Origin of the sequence: Streptomyces sp. NBC_00212 (assembly GCF_045206365.1) — a bacterium.
Lineage (GTDB): Bacteria > Actinomycetota > Actinomycetes > Streptomycetales > Streptomycetaceae > Streptomyces.
This window is the reverse complement of the sequence record NZ_CP108115.1, coordinates 8,221,686-8,239,813: the sequence shown is the minus strand read 5'-3', so window position 1 is coordinate 8,239,813 and position 18,128 is coordinate 8,221,686. Positions and strand designations below refer to the sequence as shown.

General features: G+C 70.1%; 16 protein-coding genes. 9 read left to right on the top strand and 7 right to left on the bottom strand.

What is annotated here, in order from left to right:
* Nucleotides 1-254 precede the first annotated feature (254 nt).
* Both OHA17_RS37680 and OHA17_RS37675 read left to right on the top strand, forming a co-directional pair.
* Nucleotides 255-2,297, top strand: a complete 2,043-nt coding sequence (locus OHA17_RS37680) for a phosphocholine-specific phospholipase C (protein ID WP_406510262.1) — start codon at nt 255-257, stop codon at nt 2,295-2,297.
* Between the two features lie 307 nt (nt 2,298-2,604).
* The gene (locus OHA17_RS37675; protein WP_406510261.1) at nt 2,605-4,341 is read left to right on the top strand and encodes an MFS transporter; all 1,737 of its coding nucleotides are present in this window, start codon (nt 2,605-2,607) and stop codon (nt 4,339-4,341) included.
* Between the two features lie 241 nt (nt 4,342-4,582).
* On the opposite strand, the gene OHA17_RS37670 is transcribed toward OHA17_RS37675, so the two are convergent.
* Both OHA17_RS37670 and OHA17_RS37665 read right to left on the bottom strand, forming a co-directional pair.
* Nucleotides 4,583-5,119, bottom strand: a complete 537-nt coding sequence (locus tag OHA17_RS37670; RefSeq protein WP_406510260.1) for a carboxymuconolactone decarboxylase family protein — start codon at nt 5,117-5,119, stop codon at nt 4,583-4,585.
* Nucleotides 5,116-5,790, bottom strand: a complete 675-nt coding sequence (locus OHA17_RS37665; protein WP_406510259.1) for a class II aldolase/adducin family protein — start codon at nt 5,788-5,790, stop codon at nt 5,116-5,118. The genes OHA17_RS37670 and OHA17_RS37665 overlap by 4 nt, the downstream gene beginning before the upstream one ends.
* A gap of 118 nt (nt 5,791-5,908) precedes the next feature.
* Here OHA17_RS37665 and OHA17_RS37660 point away from each other — a divergent pair, with 118 nt between their 5' ends.
* Entirely contained in the window at nt 5,909-6,301 is a 393-nt protein-coding gene (locus OHA17_RS37660; RefSeq protein ID WP_406510258.1) for a MerR family transcriptional regulator, read from the top strand.
* 120 nt (nt 6,302-6,421) lie between these two features.
* Here the strand turns inward: OHA17_RS37660 and OHA17_RS37655 are convergent, their stop codons facing one another.
* A complete protein-coding gene (locus OHA17_RS37655) occupies nt 6,422-7,006 on the bottom strand; it encodes a dihydrofolate reductase family protein (protein WP_053730489.1) in 585 nt (194 codons plus the stop codon).
* Nucleotides 7,007-7,196: 190 nt separating this feature from the next.
* Nucleotides 7,197-7,517, bottom strand: a complete 321-nt coding sequence (locus OHA17_RS37650; protein WP_406510920.1) for a hypothetical protein — start codon at nt 7,515-7,517, stop codon at nt 7,197-7,199.
* 217 nt (nt 7,518-7,734) lie between these two features.
* Between OHA17_RS37650 and OHA17_RS37645 the strand changes: the two genes are divergently transcribed.
* Complete coding sequence (locus OHA17_RS37645; protein ID WP_406510257.1) at nt 7,735-8,430, top strand: DUF6215 domain-containing protein; 696 nt, start codon at nt 7,735-7,737, stop codon at nt 8,428-8,430.
* 36 nt (nt 8,431-8,466) lie between these two features.
* Here OHA17_RS37645 and rph read toward each other — a convergent pair whose 3' ends face one another.
* Nucleotides 8,467-11,064, bottom strand: coding sequence for a rifamycin-inactivating phosphotransferase (rph, locus tag OHA17_RS37640; RefSeq protein WP_406510256.1), 2,598 nt, complete (start codon nt 11,062-11,064; stop codon nt 8,467-8,469).
* Nucleotides 11,065-11,803: 739 nt separating this feature from the next.
* On the opposite strand from rph, the gene OHA17_RS37635 reads away from it, so the two are divergent.
* Nucleotides 11,804-12,493, top strand: coding sequence for a VC0807 family protein (locus OHA17_RS37635; protein ID WP_406510255.1), 690 nt, complete (start codon nt 11,804-11,806; stop codon nt 12,491-12,493).
* Between the two features lie 52 nt (nt 12,494-12,545).
* The gene (locus tag OHA17_RS37630) at nt 12,546-13,724 is read left to right on the top strand and encodes an epoxide hydrolase family protein (RefSeq protein WP_406510254.1); all 1,179 of its coding nucleotides are present in this window, start codon (nt 12,546-12,548) and stop codon (nt 13,722-13,724) included.
* 28 nt (nt 13,725-13,752) lie between these two features.
* Here the strand turns inward: OHA17_RS37630 and OHA17_RS37625 are convergent, their stop codons facing one another.
* On the bottom strand, nt 13,753-15,309 hold the full coding sequence (locus OHA17_RS37625) for a neocarzinostatin apoprotein domain-containing protein (RefSeq protein WP_406510253.1): 1,557 nt from the start codon (nt 15,307-15,309) through the stop codon (nt 13,753-13,755).
* Between the two features lie 136 nt (nt 15,310-15,445).
* Nucleotides 15,446-15,814, bottom strand: a complete 369-nt coding sequence (locus OHA17_RS37620; protein WP_406510252.1) for a winged helix-turn-helix transcriptional regulator — start codon at nt 15,812-15,814, stop codon at nt 15,446-15,448.
* A gap of 133 nt (nt 15,815-15,947) precedes the next feature.
* Between OHA17_RS37620 and OHA17_RS37615 the strand changes: the two genes are divergently transcribed.
* From OHA17_RS37615 to OHA17_RS37605, 3 genes are all read left to right on the top strand, one after another.
* Nucleotides 15,948-16,574 (top strand): ANTAR domain-containing protein, encoded by a 627-nt coding sequence (locus OHA17_RS37615; protein ID WP_406510251.1) that lies wholly within the window; start codon nt 15,948-15,950, stop codon nt 16,572-16,574.
* 182 nt (nt 16,575-16,756) lie between these two features.
* Nucleotides 16,757-17,284, top strand: a complete 528-nt coding sequence (locus tag OHA17_RS37610; RefSeq protein WP_406510250.1) for a flavin reductase family protein — start codon at nt 16,757-16,759, stop codon at nt 17,282-17,284.
* A 227-nt stretch (nt 17,285-17,511) separates the two neighbouring features.
* Nucleotides 17,512-18,063 carry a nucleoside 2-deoxyribosyltransferase gene (locus OHA17_RS37605; protein WP_406510249.1) on the top strand — a complete coding sequence of 184 codons (552 nt, stop codon included), beginning with the start codon at nt 17,512-17,514 and terminating at the stop codon, nt 18,061-18,063.
* Nucleotides 18,064-18,128: the final 65 nt, after the last annotated feature.

Here is an 18,128-nt window from a genome sequence, read left to right as displayed (position 1 = left end):
CCTGGAGAGACCGAAGACTCGCGATGCATAACGAATCGATAACGGGACTAGTCCAAACTTCAGCACCTGTTAGAACACTGGAAAGACAACCCGCGACCCGTGGCCACCCGGCGGCGCCAGGCTCATGCCGAGCCGGGCGGCCCTCCGGACGTACGACTCCGCACCCTCACCGCCTCGCCAAGTCACCTCCCCAGCAAGGCAGTTCACCGAGCGTGGGTCAGCTGCCCTCACCTCAAGGAGTGCCCGTGAGTCCCGTGTCCCGACGCAGATTCATCAGCATGGCGGCAGGCGCCACCGGCAGCGCCGCCGCGCTGACCGCCCTGCCGGACGCCCTCCAGCAGGCGCTGGCCGCGCCCGCCACGGCCGGTGGCAGCATCGGCGACATCCAGCACGTGGTCGTCTTCATGCAGGAGAACCGGGCCTTCGACCACTACTACGGGTCGATGAAGGGTGTCCGGGGCTTCGCCGACCGCAACGCCATCAGCCTTCCCGGTGGCAAGTCCGCGTTCCACCAGCCGTACTCCAACTCCGACGGCTACATCCTGCCGTTCCACATGGACACGGCCGCGACCAGCGCCATCTGCGCCGACGCGCCCGCGATGAGCTACCCGGTGGACACGGCGATCTGGAACAACGGCAAGTACGACGCCTGGAACACCGCGCGCACGCCCGGCCTCGGCATGGGCTACTTCAAGCGCGCGGACCTGCCGTTCTACTACGCGCTCGCCGACGCGTTCACGGTCTGCGACCACTACTTCTGCTCGACGCTGACGCAGACCAATCCGAACCGGCTGCACCTGTTCACCGGCTCGAACGGCCTGTCCGTGGGCAAGAGCGCCGTCCTCGACAACACCGAGCCGTCGGCCGGGTTCGCCTGGACCACGTACGCGGAGCGCCTGGAGGCGGCCGGGATCAGCTGGAAGGTCTACCAGCAGAGCGACAACTTCGACGACAACGCCCTGGCCTGGTTCGCCAACTTCAAGAACGCCAAGCCCGGTTCGCCCCTGCACGACAAGGGCATGGCGACCGTCCCGGACCTGGAGAGCGCCTTCAAGAAGGACATCGACGCGGGCACCCTGCCCCAGGTGTCGTGGATCATCGCGCCGGCCTCCCTGTCCGAGCACGCCAACTACAAGCCCGCCTGGGGAGAGGACCTGTCGGCCCGGCTGCTTACGGCGCTGGCCGCCAACCAGGACGTCTGGTCGAAGACCGCCTTCATCCTCAACTACGACGAGAACGGCGGCTTCTTCGACCACGTACCGCCGCCCGTCCCGCCCGCCTCGTCCAGCCAGGGCATCAGCTCCGTCGGCACGGCGGGCGAGATCTCCGGCGGCAAGGCGATCGGCATGGGCCCGCGCGTCCCCCTGATCGTCGTCTCACCCTGGACGCGCGGAGGTTACGTCTGCTCCCAGGTCTTCGACCACACCTCGGTGATCCGCTTCCTGGAGCAGCGCTTCGGTGTCCACGAGCCCAACATCAGCGCCTGGCGCCGGGCCGTGAGCGGCGACCTGACGTCGGCCTTCGGCTTCGGCACGGCCAACGCGTCCTGGCCGTCACTGCCCGACACCAGCGGGTACGTCTCCGGCGCCGACACCCAGTGCTCGACCCTGCCCGCGCCCAGGATCCCCGCTCAGCAGTCCGTGCCCGTACAGGAGTCCGGGACGAAGCCGGCGCGGGCGCTGCCGTGGCAGCCGAACGCGAGCGGCAGGACCGACTGCGCGGGCGGCGAGTTCTGGATCGACATGACCAACACCGGCACCGCGGGCGTGACCTACTCCGTCCACCCCAACGCGCATCGCACCGACGGCCCCTGGCTGTACACGGTCGCCGGCGGGGCCACGGTGTCGGACTACTGGGTCGCGGGCACCCCCACCGGCGCGTACGACCTGTCGCTGTACGGCCCCAACGGATTCCACCGCCGCTTCGCCGGCAACCGCGTCACGGCGTGCACCGGCACCGCCGCATCGGTGGAGGTCGCGGCCACCTACGACACGGCCCGTAGCGAGGTGCGCCTCGCCTTCACCAACACCGGCGGGAGCGCGGCCACGGTGACGGTCACGGACAACGCGTACGCGACCGGCGGCCCCTGGACGTACTCCGTCCCGGCTCACACCACGGCCACCGCCCCGCTCACCGCGTCCTTCGCGACGGCGAGCGGCTGGTACGACCTGACGGCCACCGCCAACACCACGGACGGCTTCCTGCGCCGCCTGGCCGGCCACATCGAGACGGGCACCCCGAGCGTCACGGACCCGGCGATGTCGGCCGCCGCCACCTCCGCAGCCGCGACCGGCTGACCGGGCGACGGCCTCGGAGGCGGGGTGAGCCGGGATCTTTCCGCCGTCTACGGCGACGAGCGGTACCGCACCGAACGGGCCCGCCGCCGGGGAAGGGAAGTCGTTCCGCGACCGTGCCGTCTCAGCGGGAGCCCCTCGGCCGCCAGGGCAATGAAAAGGTCAAGGGCTTGCCATCCAGGTCAAGATTCCCGCTCGTACGACATTCGGCCACGTTCCCCGGAATAGTCGCCTGGGGAAACGGGTTCAAGCAGCACGTACCCCGCCCAGGTGCCGCCGCCGACCTCACCCCGCCTCCGGAGGCCCCGTAATGTCCCAGCCGACGACCCACCAGCAGGCCATGCCTCGCGGCATACGCGGTGTCGTCCCCGTCCTCGCCTTCGCCGGCATCACGGTCGCGGTGATGCAGACGCTGCTGGTCCCGGTCATCAAGGACCTGCCGACGCTGCTCAGCACCTCGCCCTCCAATGCCACCTGGGTCATGACGTCGACCCTGCTCGCCGGCGCCGTGGCCACCCCGATCATGGGGCGGCTCGGCGACCTGTACGGCAAGCGCCGCATGCTCCTGGCCAGCCTCGCCATCATGGTGGTCGGCTCGCTGATCGCCGGCTTCACCAGCCAGCTCCTCGTGATGATCGTCGGCCGCGCCCTGCAGGGCTTCGCCATGGGCGCCATCCCGCTCGGCATCGGCCTGATGCGGGACGAGCTGCCCCGCGAGAAGCTCGGCTCGGCGATGGCCCTGATGAGCTCCTCCATCGGCGTCGGCGGCGGGCTCGCCCTGCCTCTCGCGGCCCTGGTCGCCCAACACGCCGACTGGCACGCCCTGTTCTTCGGCTCGGCGGGCCTGGGTGTGGTGGCGATGCTCCTCACCCTCCTCTTCGTACCGGAGAGCAAGGTCAAGGCGGAGGGCACCTTCGACGTGGTCGGGGCGCTCGGCCTCTCCGCGGGCCTGGTCCTGCTGCTGCTTCCGATCACCAAGGGCAGCGACTGGGGCTGGGGATCCACCACCACGCTCGGCCTGCTCGGCGCGGCGCTGCTCGTCCTCGTCCTGTGGGGCGTGATGGAACTGCGCGTCAAGGCGCCGCTGGTCAACCTGCGCACCACCGCCCGGCGCGAGGTGCTGCTCACCAACCTCGCCTCGACGATGGTCGGCGTCGCCTTCTACGCGATCTCGCTCGTGCTGCCTCAGCTGCTCCAGCTGCCGAAGGCCACCGGGTACGGCCTCGGCCAGTCGATGGTCGTCGCCGGTCTCTGCGTCGCGCCGCTCGGCCTGACGATGATGCTGACCGCGCCGGTCTACGCGCGCCTCTCGGCCAAGTACGGACCGAAGACCACCCTCATCCTCGGCATGCTGATCATCGCGATCGGGTACGGGGCGGGGCTCGGCCTGATGAACGCGGCCTGGCAGACCATCGTCATCTCGGTGGTCGTCGGCGCGGGCATAGGCCTCGCCTACTCCTCGCTCCCCGCGCTGATCATCGGCGCGGTCGACCCGTCCGAGACGGGCGCGGCCAACGGCCTCAACACCCTGATGCGCTCGATCGGTACGTCGGTGTCGAGCGCCGTCATCGGCATGGTGCTCGCGAACACCGCGCAGCCCTTCGGCCCGGTCCAGCTCCCGACCATGCACGGCTTCCGCGTCTCGTTCCTGATCGCCACGGCCGCGGTGGCGGGCGGGCTGCTGCTCGCCGTCTTCCTGCCCAAGGGCCGCCCGGCCACGAAGCCGCAACTGCGGGCCAGCAGCGAGGAGGACGCCGTCCTGGAGCACGCCACGGAGGTCCTTGCCGCGTTCCACGGCCGGGTGGTCGCCGCGTCCGGCGCGCCCGTGCCGCACGCCAAGGTCACCCTGATCGACCACGCGGGCCGCCAGGCGGGTTCGGCTCACACCGACGAGACGGGCCGGTACGCGGTGCCGGTCCCGCGGGGCGGCGCGTACGTCCTGGCCGCAACCGCCGCGGGCCACGCGCCGCTGGCTTCGTCGGCCACGCACCACGGGGGCGAGGGCCCGGTGACGGTGGACCTGGCACTGCCCGTGCCGGTCCAGTAGGCGGCGGCCGGCGCCCTCACTCCCCGCCGGCCGCCCCACCCACCCGAACCCCGCTCCGCTCCGGCGCCCCGTCCCCCGCGGCACGGGCCGCCGCATTGCGCCGAACGCCGTTCGGGAACAGCGGTGTTCGGCATTCAGGCCGCCGGAGCGGTCGGGCTCGGTCGCGCGAGGAAGACGATCCCGCCGTGGCCGACACCCCGTCAAGAGATTGGCGCAAATCCAGTCTGAAACTTGCAGCAAGTTATTTAGGAAGATCCTTGGCTGCACCACGCGCATCGACCGGGTCGCCCTGAACGCGCACGGCGCCCACGCGCGGCTCGCGGAATTCCTCTTGGACGACGTCCGCATCCGGAAGACCAGGACCGACCGGGTCCCGGACTTGCTCCGCCCCCTCGGCCGGCGTCAGCTCGGCGATGATCTCGGTGCCGAGTGCGTAGGCCGGTACGCCCGCCGTGATGAGCGCGGTCTCGGCGACCCCGATGAGGTCGGGGATGCCGGCTCCGGCGTGGAGTGCGCCCCGGGCGTGGATCCGGGCGGGATGCGCCCGGCCGAGAGCGAGCAGCTGCCCGAAGTGGACCAGCTGCTGCACCCGGCCGCCCAGCGGACTGTCGGTCAGCACGATGTGCCGCAGTGCCGCGATCGCCTCTTCGGTGGGCAGCCGGTCGAAGTCCTGGGCCAGGCGCAGTCGCTCCTGCACACCGCCGGGAACGGCGCCCAGCGTGGCGCGGTAGCGGTCTCGTACGGCCTCCGCGCGGCGGGCGCAGGTGTCGTCCGTCATGACGAGGCCCGCGCGATCGAGGCCCGCACGGCCTCCTGGGCGCCCGGGGGAAAGTCCACGCCGCCTCCGATCGCCGCCGCGGCGATCTCCGCCTCGGCGCTCTCCTCGATGGCCACCACGAGGTGAGCGGTGGCGGCCGCATCCGGGCCGAACACCAGGAGGCCGTGGTTGGCCAGCAGGACGGCGGCCGTCGTCGCACGCCGCTCCAGGACCTCGGCCATGCCGCGCACCGACACGTCCGACCCGCGCGGCCCCCACGGAACCACCGGCACGTCCTCGGCCTGCCCGAAGCGCAGCATCGGCTCGGTCCGGCACGGCAGCGGCCGGTTGGCCACGGCGAAGGCGGTCGCGGCGGCCGAGTGGGTGTGGATGATCGCGCCCACGTGCGGGCGGGCCCGGTAGACGGTGCTGTGCATGGCGATGATCTCGGCGCTCACGGACTGCAGCTCGCCCTCGATGACCTGCCCGTCGAAACCAACGGTCGCGAGTTGCTCGGGCCGCAGTCCGCGGACGAACCCCGGCGTCAGCAGAAGCCGCTCCCCGTCCAGCCGGGCGCTCAGATTGGCGTGCCCGGAGTGGGACATCACCCCCGCCGCGAAAAGACTCTCGGCGGCCTCGACCAGCTGCCGAGCCCGCTCTTCCTTGACCATGTCTGCGTCGGTATTGGCCATGAGCCATCTCCCAGATCCATTGCGGCGACCGCTGGTGGTTCGCCGCTGTCCACGTGCGAACCACTCTTCAACTTGAACTAAGGTTTAAGTCAAATGCGGCCGGGACGAGGAGCGCGACATGCGGATGACGATCGGGCAACTCTCCGAACTGACCGGCGTTCCGGCCTCGGCGATCCGGTACTGGGAACGCCACGGCCTGCTGCCCGCCCCCGAACGGCAGGGCGGTCAACGGCGCTACGTCCCGGAGGACGCCGAGCGGATCAAGGTGCTGCGCAAGTGCCAGCAGGCCGGGCTGACCCTGGTCGAGATCAGCGAGCTCCAGCAGGACCAGCCGCGCCGACAGGCGATGATGCGGGCCAAGGTCATCGAGATCGAGCAACGCATGCTCGACCTGGACCACGCCCACCAGCTCCTGACCCATGCCCTTCAGTGCAGCGAGGAGGACATCGTCAAGTGCCCCAAGTTCCGCAAACAGATGGCGACTTGGCGGACGACGAACCCCGAGGGGTGAACAGCGTCACGGCGACGGTGGGGGCACGTGCCGTGCACCCTGAAACGGCCGTCGAGCGCGGCTGTCCGACGGGCAAGGCCGACCCCCGCGAAGGCGAAGAGCCCCGCCGCGCCCGCCGGACTACTCCGCCGCCGCACCCTCGGCCACCTCGGCCGGCGCGTACAGCAGATGCATCACCCCGGTCCTGAACGTCTGCGACGTGACCAGCTTCAGCGGGTAGGGCCCCTCGCCCTCCGCGAACAGGCGCAGGCCCTGGCCCAGGACGATCGGGTGTACCAGCAGGCGGAGCTCGTCGAGCAGGCCCGCCGCCAGGAGCTGGCGGACCACGGAGACCGAGCCGGTGACGGAGATGCCCTTGCTGCTGTCCTCCGCCTTCAGCGCCTCGATGGCCGCGACGAAGTCACCCTGGAGTTGTTCGGAGTTGCGCCATGTGAAGTCGAGCTTTCGGCTCGACACGACGACCTTGCGGGTGTCACCGAAGTCCTTCGCCAAGCCCGCGTCCTCGCCGCCCGCGAGCTCCCGTGCGGGCCATGCCTCGGCGAAGGCGTCATAGGTCGTACGGCCGAACAGGAACGTGTCGCAGCCGTGGATGTCGCCCATGACAGCGGCGCCCATCTCGTCGTTGTAGTACGGAAAGTGCCAGGTATGGGGCTCGGCGACGACACCGTCGAGGGAGATGAACAGGCCTGCGGTGATCTTGCGCATGGCGGGGCTCCTTGGCTTGGAGGACTCGGTTCGCATCGTCGTCGGTCAGACGAACCGCAGCCGCGGAACTCATCGGTCCCCCGCGCCGAGAATCCGCAAACCGTGCTGTCCGGACTCTCCTCCCCGCACCGCACGCACGGGTCAAGCGCTCACAGCTCGCGGACCGTGTCGCAGCGCCTTCAGCCGCGTCCTACACGGCGTCCGGAGCATCGAGGAACCGACGCAGCACGGTGACTTCCGCTTGGAGCTCCGCGGCCCGGTCGGCGTGCGCGGGGGCGGTCAACTTCGCTGCCGCCTCCAGCCGTTCGGCGATCTCGGCACGCACGATGTCCGCCATGTCGCCGTCGCTCAGCTCACGCCGTACCGCTTCGGTGGCACCCACGCCGACCGGTGATGCCTCCAGGGCCACGCCGCGCAGTTCGGCCGCGCCGACCGGCACCGCCTCGGCGTTGTCCAGCGCCGCGAGCGTCGCGCGCAGAGCGCGCACAGCCACCTTGTCGCGGGCGCGCATCGCTTCGGGCAGGGCTTGGCGCATACGGGTGTGCAGAGACATGTCGGCGACTTTATTGTCATGCCCCTTGGGCCGGCAACGGGATAACCCACCCGTGGTCTCGCACCGCGGACGGCTCACCTTCTTGTCCCCCCGATGATCACGGGTTAGGGTCCGCGAGCCACGTATCGGGGCACATGTCGGGGGATCAATGCAGGTGGGGGACATGGCGGGGGACATGACAGAAGGCATTGGCGCGCCCAAGGAGAGCGGGAGCCCCTGGCTGCAGGCCGTCGCGGCCGTGGCGTTGGTGGCGGCACTCTGTGCCGGTGCGTGGGCGTCCGGGGCGCTGTCGGACTCCAGCAGTGTCGCGAAGCCCGCCACCTGCTCGGGCGGGGAGCCCACGACGCCAGCGGGGAAGGCCCATGTCTCCGGTGCGCAGCTGTGCAAGGCGTTGAACCGTCCCGACCTCGCCGAACTCCTCGGCACGCCGGGGCAGATCGCGAAGACCGCCAGCGGCAGCGACAGCTCCATGGGCCTCCTCGGTGGCAAGGACATCCCCACCCCCTCGGCCCAGGTCAAGTTCGAGACGTACACCGTGACGCTGGCGGGCACGTTCGACGGGCTTCCCGTGGCCGGGTCGGCCTCGCTGCTGGGGAGGGGCGCGCAACAGCGGACGGTGCTGGGGCGCCCGGCGGTCCTCTACTCGGACCAGACCATCAGCATCCGCTTCCGGCTCGACGGGGGCGACGCCCAAACCGGTCCCGGCGTCCCGGCCCGCGTCGTCAGCGTGGCCCAGAACGCGAAGGACAGCGGCGGCTCGTTCGAGGTGACCCTGTGGCGTTCGGACGGCCTGATTCCCGACGACGCGGCACTGCTCCGCGTCGCCGAGAAGCTGCTGCCGACGGTCCCGGGGTGGACCGCCAAAGGCTGAGCCCCGGCTACGGACGGGGCTTCTCTGCGTGGTCGGTCAGGGCAGGATCTCGATGTACCCGTCGGTTCCGTGCACGCGGATGCGCTGCCCGTCCCGGATCCGCCGGGTGGCCTGCTCGACGCCCACGACGGCCGGCAAGCCGTACTCCCGGGCGATCACCGCGCCATGGGTCATCAGGCCGCCCACCTCCGTCACCAGGCCCGCGACCGCGACGAACAGCGGCGACCAGCTGGGGTCCGTGAAGGTCGTGACCAGGATGTCGCCCGCTTCGAGATCGGCGTCCGCCATGTCGAGGATGACGCGGGCCCGTCCCTCGATGGTCCCGGCGGAGACGGGTAGTCCGATCAGGGCGCCGGCGGGCACGTCGTCACGCCGGTACGCCCCGGTGACGGCCTCACCGTCCGAGGTGAGCACCCGGGGCGGCGTGAGCGCCTGGCACGACCGGAACGCCTCCTTGCGCTGCTGGACGAGCCGGTCGTCCACCCGGTTCGAGCGCACGACATCGTGCAGTTCCTGGAACGTGAGGTAGAAGACGTCCTCCTTCGCACGCAGTACACCGGCCCGCACGAGGCGCTCGGCCTCCCCCATCAGGGCCTGCTTGTAGACGAAGTAGCGGCTGACGATGCCGTACTTCGGGTACTCCCGGTATCCGATGAAGGTCCTGACCCGGTCGATCATGCGCTTGGTCTCGTCGGCTTTCCGGTCCCCGTCCGGCAGGGCCCGCAGGCGTGACAGCACGTCCTGTTCCTTCTTCCGCGCCTTCTGCCGCCCCTGCCCGAAGCGCCGCTCGGCGGCGCCCGGCTCGAAGTTCCTGACGTTGTCGAGGATCACCGGCACGAGCGTGCTGGGCCGCTCGCGCCAACGTGGCCTCGAAATGTCGATCTCGCCGACGCAGCGCATGCCGTACCGGTCGAGGTAGGCCTCGATGGCGTCCCGCGCCTCGGTCCCGCCCGCGAGCTTCGCCAGCCCGTCCAGGAAGCCCTCGTCCTCGACGCCTTCCAGGAACGCCAGCACCTCCGGATGCGGGCGGATCACGTCCGCGACGTCGAGCAGTGCCAGTCCCATCTCCGACGTGACGTTGTCGGGGGCGGACAGCGTCAGCGTGTCAGCCGCGTTCTTCTCGCCCAGCCACTCCTTCAGCCTGTCGTTGAGCCACCACGTGGCCTCCATCCCCGCCATGATCGCCTGGATGTTCAGTGGGTCGCTGAGGACGCTCTTGTGCTCCTCGAAGGCGTCGAGGAGGAAGTCGAACAGTGCCGGTCCGGTCTTCGTCCGGATGTCGCGTTCCAGGGCGGCGATGGACACCCGGCTGCGCTCGATCAGCTCGGCCACGATGGCCGGATCGGTCTCGATCGGGGCGGGTGGGCCGCCGGCCGGCGGCCCACCGGGGGCCTCGTCGGGGAGCGCGGGGACGAAGTCGTCGCGGTCGAGGACGGTTTCCAGCGCGTCCCTGACCAGCGGATCGCCTCTCCCCATGAGGTCGAGGAGGCCGGCACGGCTCGCGGGCGAGGCCAGGCGCCGGGTGACGTCGACGAACAGCCTGCCGCCGGCCTCGTGCATCGCCACCATGGCTGTCAGCTGCCACATGGAGAGCCCCAGGGGCTTCATGGCGTCGGTCATCATCTGCTGATGACCGACGGAGACGTAGACGTGGTTCTCCTGGTCACCGGCCTCGGGGACGGGGTACAGCGTCGTGATCGGCCGGGACTGAACGATCTGGAAGTCGTCGTCGACCAGGCACCATTCGATGTCCTGCGGGTGGCCGAAGTGCGCCTCGATCCGCCGCCCGAGCCGCACGAGATGCACGGCCTGCGCATCCGTCAGCGCCGGTTCCTCCTGACGCCGCGAGTCGATCGCCACTTCCCGCGTGCCGCCGGCCGGCAGGGCGTGGACGGCACGCTGCTTGGCGGCGATCGTCTTGGCGACGACTTCGCCGTGTCGCACCTTGAAGACGTCCGGGTTCACCAGGCCGGAGACCAGCGCCTCGCCGAGGCCGAAGCCCGCGTCCACGGTGGCGACCTTCCGGTTGCCCGTGACGGGGTCGGCGGTGAACAGGATGCCGGACGCTTGCGGGAAGGCCATCCGCTGCACGACCACGGCCATGTGGACCGTACGGTGGTCGATGCCGTTGCGCCGGCGGTAGGTCACGGCCCGCTCGGTGAACAGCGAGGCCCAGCACCGGCTGACGTGGTGAAGGATCGCCGTCGGCCCCACGACGTTCAGGTACGTGTCCTGCTGGCCGGCGAAGGAGGCTGTCGGCAGGTCCTCCGCCGTCGCGCTGGACCGGACGGCGCAGGCGGTCTCCTCGCCGAGCCGGGCGAGCGCGCCGGTGATCGCCGCCACGAGATCGCCCGGGACGGCAATCCCTTCGATGGTCCGACGGATCTCCGCGCTGAGCGTGCCGATCGCCTCGCGGTCATCCGGGTCGAGACGCGACAGCTCGTCGAGCCGATCCTCGATCGACGGCGCTTGCGCCATGATCCGCCGGAAGGCGTCCGTCGTCACGCAGAAGCCACCCGGTACGCGAATGCCTTCGATCCGCGACAGCTCGCCCAGGTGCGCGCCCTTGCCGCCCACGACCGCGACCTGCGTCTCGTCGACCTCTTGAAGATCCAGCACGTACTGCTCAGTCATCGTGACGCCCCCCGGGCAACCGTGCCCCGTCGCACTGCGGTGGCCGATCGAATCACCGGCGCCTCCCACTCTGCCGAACCTCTTGTCGAGCACGTCCTCATCCCTGCTTGCCTTTCCTCTGACGATTCGGGCGGCGCGCACCTCCGCACCGAACACCCGCGGCCACAACTGCACGGTGGCCGGTCCCACCACTGATTCGACGACACCGCGCCCCCATATGCGCAGGTTCTGGCTTCGGCCGACGATTGTGCGCCATGACCCGGGCCTTGCGGCAAGCCCCCCAGCGCGCTATAAGTTGAGAGTGGCAGGGAGAGAGCTCACTCTCCTTGCCTTTGTTTTTGCCGTCCAACGGAACTCACGACCATCTCGCGAAGCGGTGGCGTGCCACGTGGCCGCACGCTTTCGCCGGGCTCCGTGCGGCTGGATCAGCCCCCGAACCTGCGAGCCGGCCGGGCGCCGCAGCCCTGGGGCAAGCGCCGCTTCTTCCGCGTCCACCCTTCTCCACCCAGTGGTGGAGACGACCGCCCGAATGTCCACCGAGCGCCCCAAGACGCGTACGGCCAGGGCGAGTTAACGTCGGTTGTGTTCGAGACAAAAGCATTCTCGAACGTCATGGAATGCATTCCACACCCCTCTCCTGAGGGCATCCCCCGAAGCAATTCATGGATGCGTCCCCGAATGCGGGAATGCGGGAATGCGCTGGAACCGACTTCCTCTACGAGACCAATGGGGGCTCGCCATGCGACCGACCTCGTCCGAACCGTCCAACGAGTCCGCTGCCACTGCGCCCCGCAGGCGGCTCGACCCGTCCATGCGGGCGATGGCCTCCACCCTCTTCTACGACATCGGGCTCTCGGTGATCGCCTATTTCGTCGCCGGGCTGTTCGGCGCGGGCAACTACCTCGCCCTGCTCCTGGCCACCGTTGTCGCCGGGCTGCGCACACTCTGGGTGGTCCTGCGCCAGCGCAGGCTCGACCCGTTCGCGCTGTTCTTACTCGCCCTGTTCGGCGCGGGGCTCGCACTGAGCTTCACCACCGGCGACCCCCGGTTCGTCCTCGCCAAGGACGCGGCGGGCTCCTTCACGGCGGGGCTCGTCTTCGTCGGCAGCTGTGCCATCGGGCGCCCGCTCGCCTATTACGCGGCCCTGCGCTTCGCCCGCTCGGCCGGTTCCGCGCGGCACGACGAGTTCCGGAACTCCGCGAACACCGCCGCCATGCGGGCCCGCTGGTTCCGAGTCTCCCTGATCTGGGGGATCTCGCTCCTCATCGACGCGGGGCTGCGGATCGCGGCCGTGTACCTGCTGCCGATCGGGCCCGCGGCCAACGTCTCACAGGCCCTCATGCTCGCGGTCTACGGGCCGCTCACCCTGTGGACCGTCCACTCGGCGAGGAAGGCCCAAGCTGCCGCCCGAAGCGGAGCCAGGTTCTAACAGCCGTACAGGACAAGGTGGTAGCCACCACCCCACCGTTAGGGTGCATTTCATGCCGCACACCACCCCGCTCCGCCCCGAGTCGTTCATCCCGCGGACCTCCCCCGCCGCGCTCGCGGATCTCCGCGCGCGGCTGCGGGCGACGCGCTGGCCTGATGCGCCCGAGGCCGCCGGGTGGGCACTCGGGACTGATCTCGACTACCTGCGCGAGCTCGTCGCGTACTGGGCGGACGGGTTCGACTGGCCCGCGCAGGAGGCCGCGCTGGCCCGGCTCCCGCACTTCCGCGTGCCGCTCGGCGGGCTCGGGGTCCACTTCGTGCATGCCCGGGCCGTCGCGTCGGACGGGCCCGTGCTGCCGCTGGTCCTCAGCCACGGCTGGCCGGACTCGTTCTGGCGCTACTCGAAGGTCGTCCCGCTCCTCACCGATCCCGGTGCGCACGGCGCCGACCCCGCCGACGCGTTCGACGTGGTCGTGCCCGACATGCCGGGCTACGGGTACTCCGACCGCCCAACCGGGCCGCCCCTGGACGCCATCGCCGTCGCCGGGCTGTGGGCCGAGCTCATGGGCGTCCTGGGTTACGACCGGTTCGGCGCGGCGGGCGGGGACGTCGGCAGTCACGTCAGCCGCTACCTCGCTCTCGACCACCCCGACCGGGTCGTGGCCGTCCACCGCACCGACGCGGGCCTGCCGGTCTTCTCCGGCGACCCGTCGGAACTCTCGGCAGAGGAGCGCGCCTGGCTGGAGGGCGCCGCGGCCTGGGGCGCGACCGAGGGCGCGTACGCCGCCATGCACCGTACGAAGCCGCAGACCGCCGCCTTCGGACTCGCCGACTCGCCGGCCGGGCTCGCCGCCTGGATCGTCGAGAAGCTCCGGGCGTGGAGTGACTGCGGCGGCGACGTGGAGCGAAGCTTCACGAAGGACGAGATCCTCACGAACGTCACGCTCTACTGGCTCACCGAGACCATCGGCTCGTCGATGCGCATGTACCGCGCGAACGCCGCGATCCCGCCCGCCCAGCACGCCCGCCGCGTCGAAGTACCGTCCGGCTTCTCGCTGTTCCCCGGCAATGTCGTCCTGCCACCCCGGGCGTGGCTCGATCGCATGGCGAACGTGGCGTACGTGACCGAGCCGGCCCGGGGCGGACACTTCGCGCCCTTCGAGGAGCCCGAGCTGTACGCCGAGGAACTGCGTGCCTTCTTCCGGCCCTACCGGGAGGCGGCCCTGGGCTGAGGGCACCCCCAAGCCCAGGGCCGGTGCCTCACTCTCCCGACGCGGGCGGCGGTGCGAAGCCGAGCGGGTGGCGGACCGATTCCGGGCCGCGGACCCGCGTGCCGAAGACCACCAGCTCACACGCGCCCGCGGCACGGCAGTCGATGGTGCGGCCGTCGATGGCGGTGAACGTCGCCGACAGGGTGATCGTCTCGTCCACTCGGCCCGTGTCGCTGGTGGCCGGCGGCCGGGAGCGGGGGCGGCAGCCGAAGGTGTCGGTCGAGCCGGTCGCGCACTCCATGATCACCACGTGGTACTGCGGTTCGTAGCCCTTGCCCGTCGCCCGCACCGCCTGGCCGTCCACCAGACCCGTGTCGGGGTTCACCTGCAACGTGGGCGGCGCCTCCAGGGGCCCGTGCGGGGCGAAGCGCAGCGGCACGGTGGTGAGCAGCGCCCCGGTGTTGTCGGTCAGGGCGAGCAAGCACGGGTTGCTCGACGACACCGTACGGCAGTCGAACTTCCCTGCCGTGGTGCTCAGTTGGGCGTACAGCTTCTTCGGGGAGAGCTGGTACGTGCCGTCCGGGTACACGCGGAACTGGCGGCCCGTGTCGTCGTCACAGGTGGTCGCGGACGCCGAGGGGCCGCACTCCTTGACCCAGACGTAGTCCTTGGGCGGCCCGCCCGCGATGGTGAACTTGACGATGTCGCCGTCCCGCAGGCCGGTGGTGCGGTTCACGTTCAGCTGCGGGCCGGCGGCAGCCGTCAGCGCGGCAGGTGCCGCTGCCGCTGTCGGGGACATCAGCTGCCACGGGCCCCAACCGCCGCCGGGAAGCGACTGGTAGATCTCCCACATGCGGTCCCGGTTCCACTCACGTACCGTCAAGTGGAGCCTGCCGTCCGAGAGTTGATCCACCGTGCTCGGCTGGCTCAGCCCCACGTCCTGGCCGGGTACCAGTCCCATGGGCAGCACCGGACCCCAGCCGGATTCCGCGTTCTGCTGGTGCCGCACCTCCATCGTGCTGCCGTTGTTCGCCCCTGAGGCGAAGGCGTCGATGCTGCCGTCGCGCTCCTTGAACAGGACGACTCCGCCGTGGTAAGGGGTCGGGGCGAGCCCGAAGGCGTCCGGGCTGCTCCAGCCGCCCGGGCTGCCGTCCTCCACGGCGTGGCAGAACGTGCCGTAGGTGGAGAACAGCAGCTCCAGGTCGCCCGCCGAGTTCTCCATCGCCGTGATGTAGTAGCTCTTGGGCCCCACGGTCGCCGCGCTCACCCGCTGCCAGGCGCCGTACGCACCGCCCGGTGCGGCCTGTTCGCGGTGCCACACGAAGGGCAGGCCCCTGGTGGCCGTGGTGTCGTAGAAGAGCTGGAACTGCGCGATCCGGCCGTCCGCGCGGTCCACGGACACCAGGCTGTCGGAGACCGGCGAGCTCGCCAGGCCCTTGGCTCCGGAATCCGTACCGCATGCGGACGTGGTCGTGGCCACGGCCGGTGCCGCCTGCGCCACCGCGGGCACCCCGGCCACTCCCGCGCAGGCGATCGCCACCGCGACCATGCCCCGCAGCAGCGCCCCGACTCCGCCGTCCCGCAACGTTCTTCGTCGTAACCTCATGAACTCCCGCCCCTCTCGGTCGCCCCACCCGGCAAGGGAGAATCCTCTCGACGCACGACGCCCACTACCAGCTCGCAATCGGCCAGCGTCACCCGCGAGAACAAGCCGCGGCACGGACACCCGGTTCGCCCGCAGGTCACGCCGGTCGGTGGCCGTCCCCGTCTGCGTGCGCGCCATCGCCGGACGGCGTGGCTCGGTGGTCCTCGTCCTGGGCGAGGAGGCCGAGCAGGGAGGCCACGGTGAGGCCGGCCTCGGCCTCGACGGGGTGCCGCAGGATCTTTCCCGGCTCGATCCGGTAGGTGTTGCCGCGTCCCTCCCGGGCGTGGGACAGGAAGCCACTCTGCTCCAGGTCAGAAATGATCTTCTGGACGGCCCGCTCCGTGAGTCTGCAGCGGGCGGCGATGTCCCGGATCCGCGCGTTCTGGTCCTCGGCGATGGTCGCGAGCACGCGCGCGTGGTTGGTGATGAACGTCCATCCCGTGTGCGGTTCCGGTACTCCACCCATGGGCGAATCGTAGGCCCGCCGGTTCGTGTTGAGGAATACCCGAACTTGGCTTCATGTATCTCTTGACGTATGTCTCTGGTGAGCGCAAATCTGGGCGAGGAGGAACTGCCGGAGTGCGCAGGGGGAGATGGCCATGCCGCACTGTGAAGAGTCCGAGTCCGGGCGGGCCGGCACGTGCACCAGGCTGACCGGCTCCACCGGCGCACATCGACTGTCCGGACTGACGGTCTTCAGCCGCCCCGACGGCGACGGGACCGTCGTCGACGTGTGCGGCGAACTCGATCTCGCCACGGACCAACAGCTACGACAAGCCCTGCACGCGGACCCCGCCGGGTCGGACGGCTACATCCAACTGGACCTCAGCGGCGTCGAGTTCTGCGGCTGCTCCGCCGTCAACATCCTGCTGCACATCAGGCAGCGAGCCCTGGACGAGCCCGCCCCTCCCCCTGACACCGATCCCGACCCCGATCCCGACCCCGACATGGATCTCCGCCTCGAACTCGGGCAGTTGCGGCGGGCGATGGAGAGCCGGGGGACCATCGATCTGGCCCGCGGCATCCTCATGGCCGCGTTCGCCCTCACTCCCGAGGACGCCTGGAAGGTGCTGGTGACCACCTCCCAGCACACCAACACCAAACTGCGCAGCCTGGCCGAGCAGGTGGTGGACTCCGCAGGGGGTACGCCGCTGCCCGAGCCCGTACGCAAACACCTGTCCGTCGCGGTCGCCGAGGCCACGTCCTCGGGCCAGGGGTCCAACTAGGCGCGTTCTGATACGCGTTGGGGCGCCCGAATCATTCAACATACCTAGATCATTGCAATATCTCGTTTACGATTCATAGGTCCCTTGTCCCGACTCGCCATCTAGTGCAGACTTTTATCTCCGAGAAAGCTCACGGAAAAACGGGCCGATCGGATCAGCTGCTCTACCGTGAGGAACTTCCCTTGCATGGCGACAGCACATCCATCGCAGTTCAGGATCACGTCACCCCCGATTCATTCCGGTCTGCGGTCGGCACCTTCTGTACCGGCCTGACCGTCCTCAGCGCCGTGGGCCCGAAGGGGCCCGTCGGCTTCACCTGCCAGGCCTTCTCCTCGCTCTCCCTCGACCCGCCGCGGATTCTCGTCTGTCCCGGCCGGACGTCCACGACGTGGCCGCTCATCAGGGCCGCGGGCCGCTTCTGTGTGAACGTCCTCGCTGAGGATCAGACCGCTCTGAGCAGGCTTTTCGCCCGCCCAGGTGGCGACAAGTACGCGGGTGTGGGCTGGAGTTGCCCGCCCGGCGCGTCGCCCAGGCTCGACGGCGCGTGCTCCTGGTTCGAGTGCGCGATCGAGGCCGAGTTCGACGCGGGCGACCATACTGTCGTCGCCGCCCGGGTGCTCGCCCTGGACACCGCCGAGGGCCGGAAGCCACTGCTGTACCACCGTGGCCGGTACGCATCGCTGAGCGAGAGCACGGACAGGCCCGTATAACCTCGGAGCACCTGCACATATTCGGACCGGTGAGGCGTTCCGCGCTCCGTATGCGCACCCTCGCTTTCCCGCCAGGGCTCCGCCATTCGGCCACCCAAATGGCTCGATCTCACTCTCGATCCCGCTCAGGGATTTCGTCCCGTCGACGCGTCCTCGATGACGTGTCGGCTCCTGGCTATGCCACTCCCCCACCAATTCGACGTTAATTTTCTGTCAGGAGAATTCACATGGCAATGATCCATGACCGGTCGGGTCTGCTCACGGGCCTCGACGTGTTCGTGGGCGGTCCGATCCAGCACGCGATCCTGCCGAACGGCTTCGCGGGCGACCTCCAGTCCGCGATCACCAGGGCCATCGGCACCGTCCGGGAGAACGGCGGCAACATCTTCTCCGCCCATGTGGCGGAGAAGTTCGGCGAGGACACCGCGCAGTTCACCCCCGAGCAGGTCTCGGTGCGCGACTTCCGGTGGATGCGCAAGTGCGACGTGTTCGTCCCCGTCCTTCCGGTGCTGCCCGACCTCACCCTGCGCCGCACCGACGGCACGCACGTGGAGCTGGGCTGGGCGACCGCGCTGGGCCGTCCCATCGTCCTGGTGACCAAGCAGCCGTTCGTGGACTCGGCCAGCCATCTGCTCAAGGGGCTGCACCGGGTGGGCTCGGTGCAGGTCATCGACTTCGACGAGTTCAACGAGAAGCCCGGGCTCCTGGTCGACGCCGTGCTCGCCGCCACCGAGGTGCAGCGCGAGGCCCTCGGCTCAGCCATCGTCACGGGCGCCTGACGGCACTCCTCGCACTCCCCTGCCCGGCCGTCACCCGGCCCGCGCGCCCGGTCGGCCGCGCATCC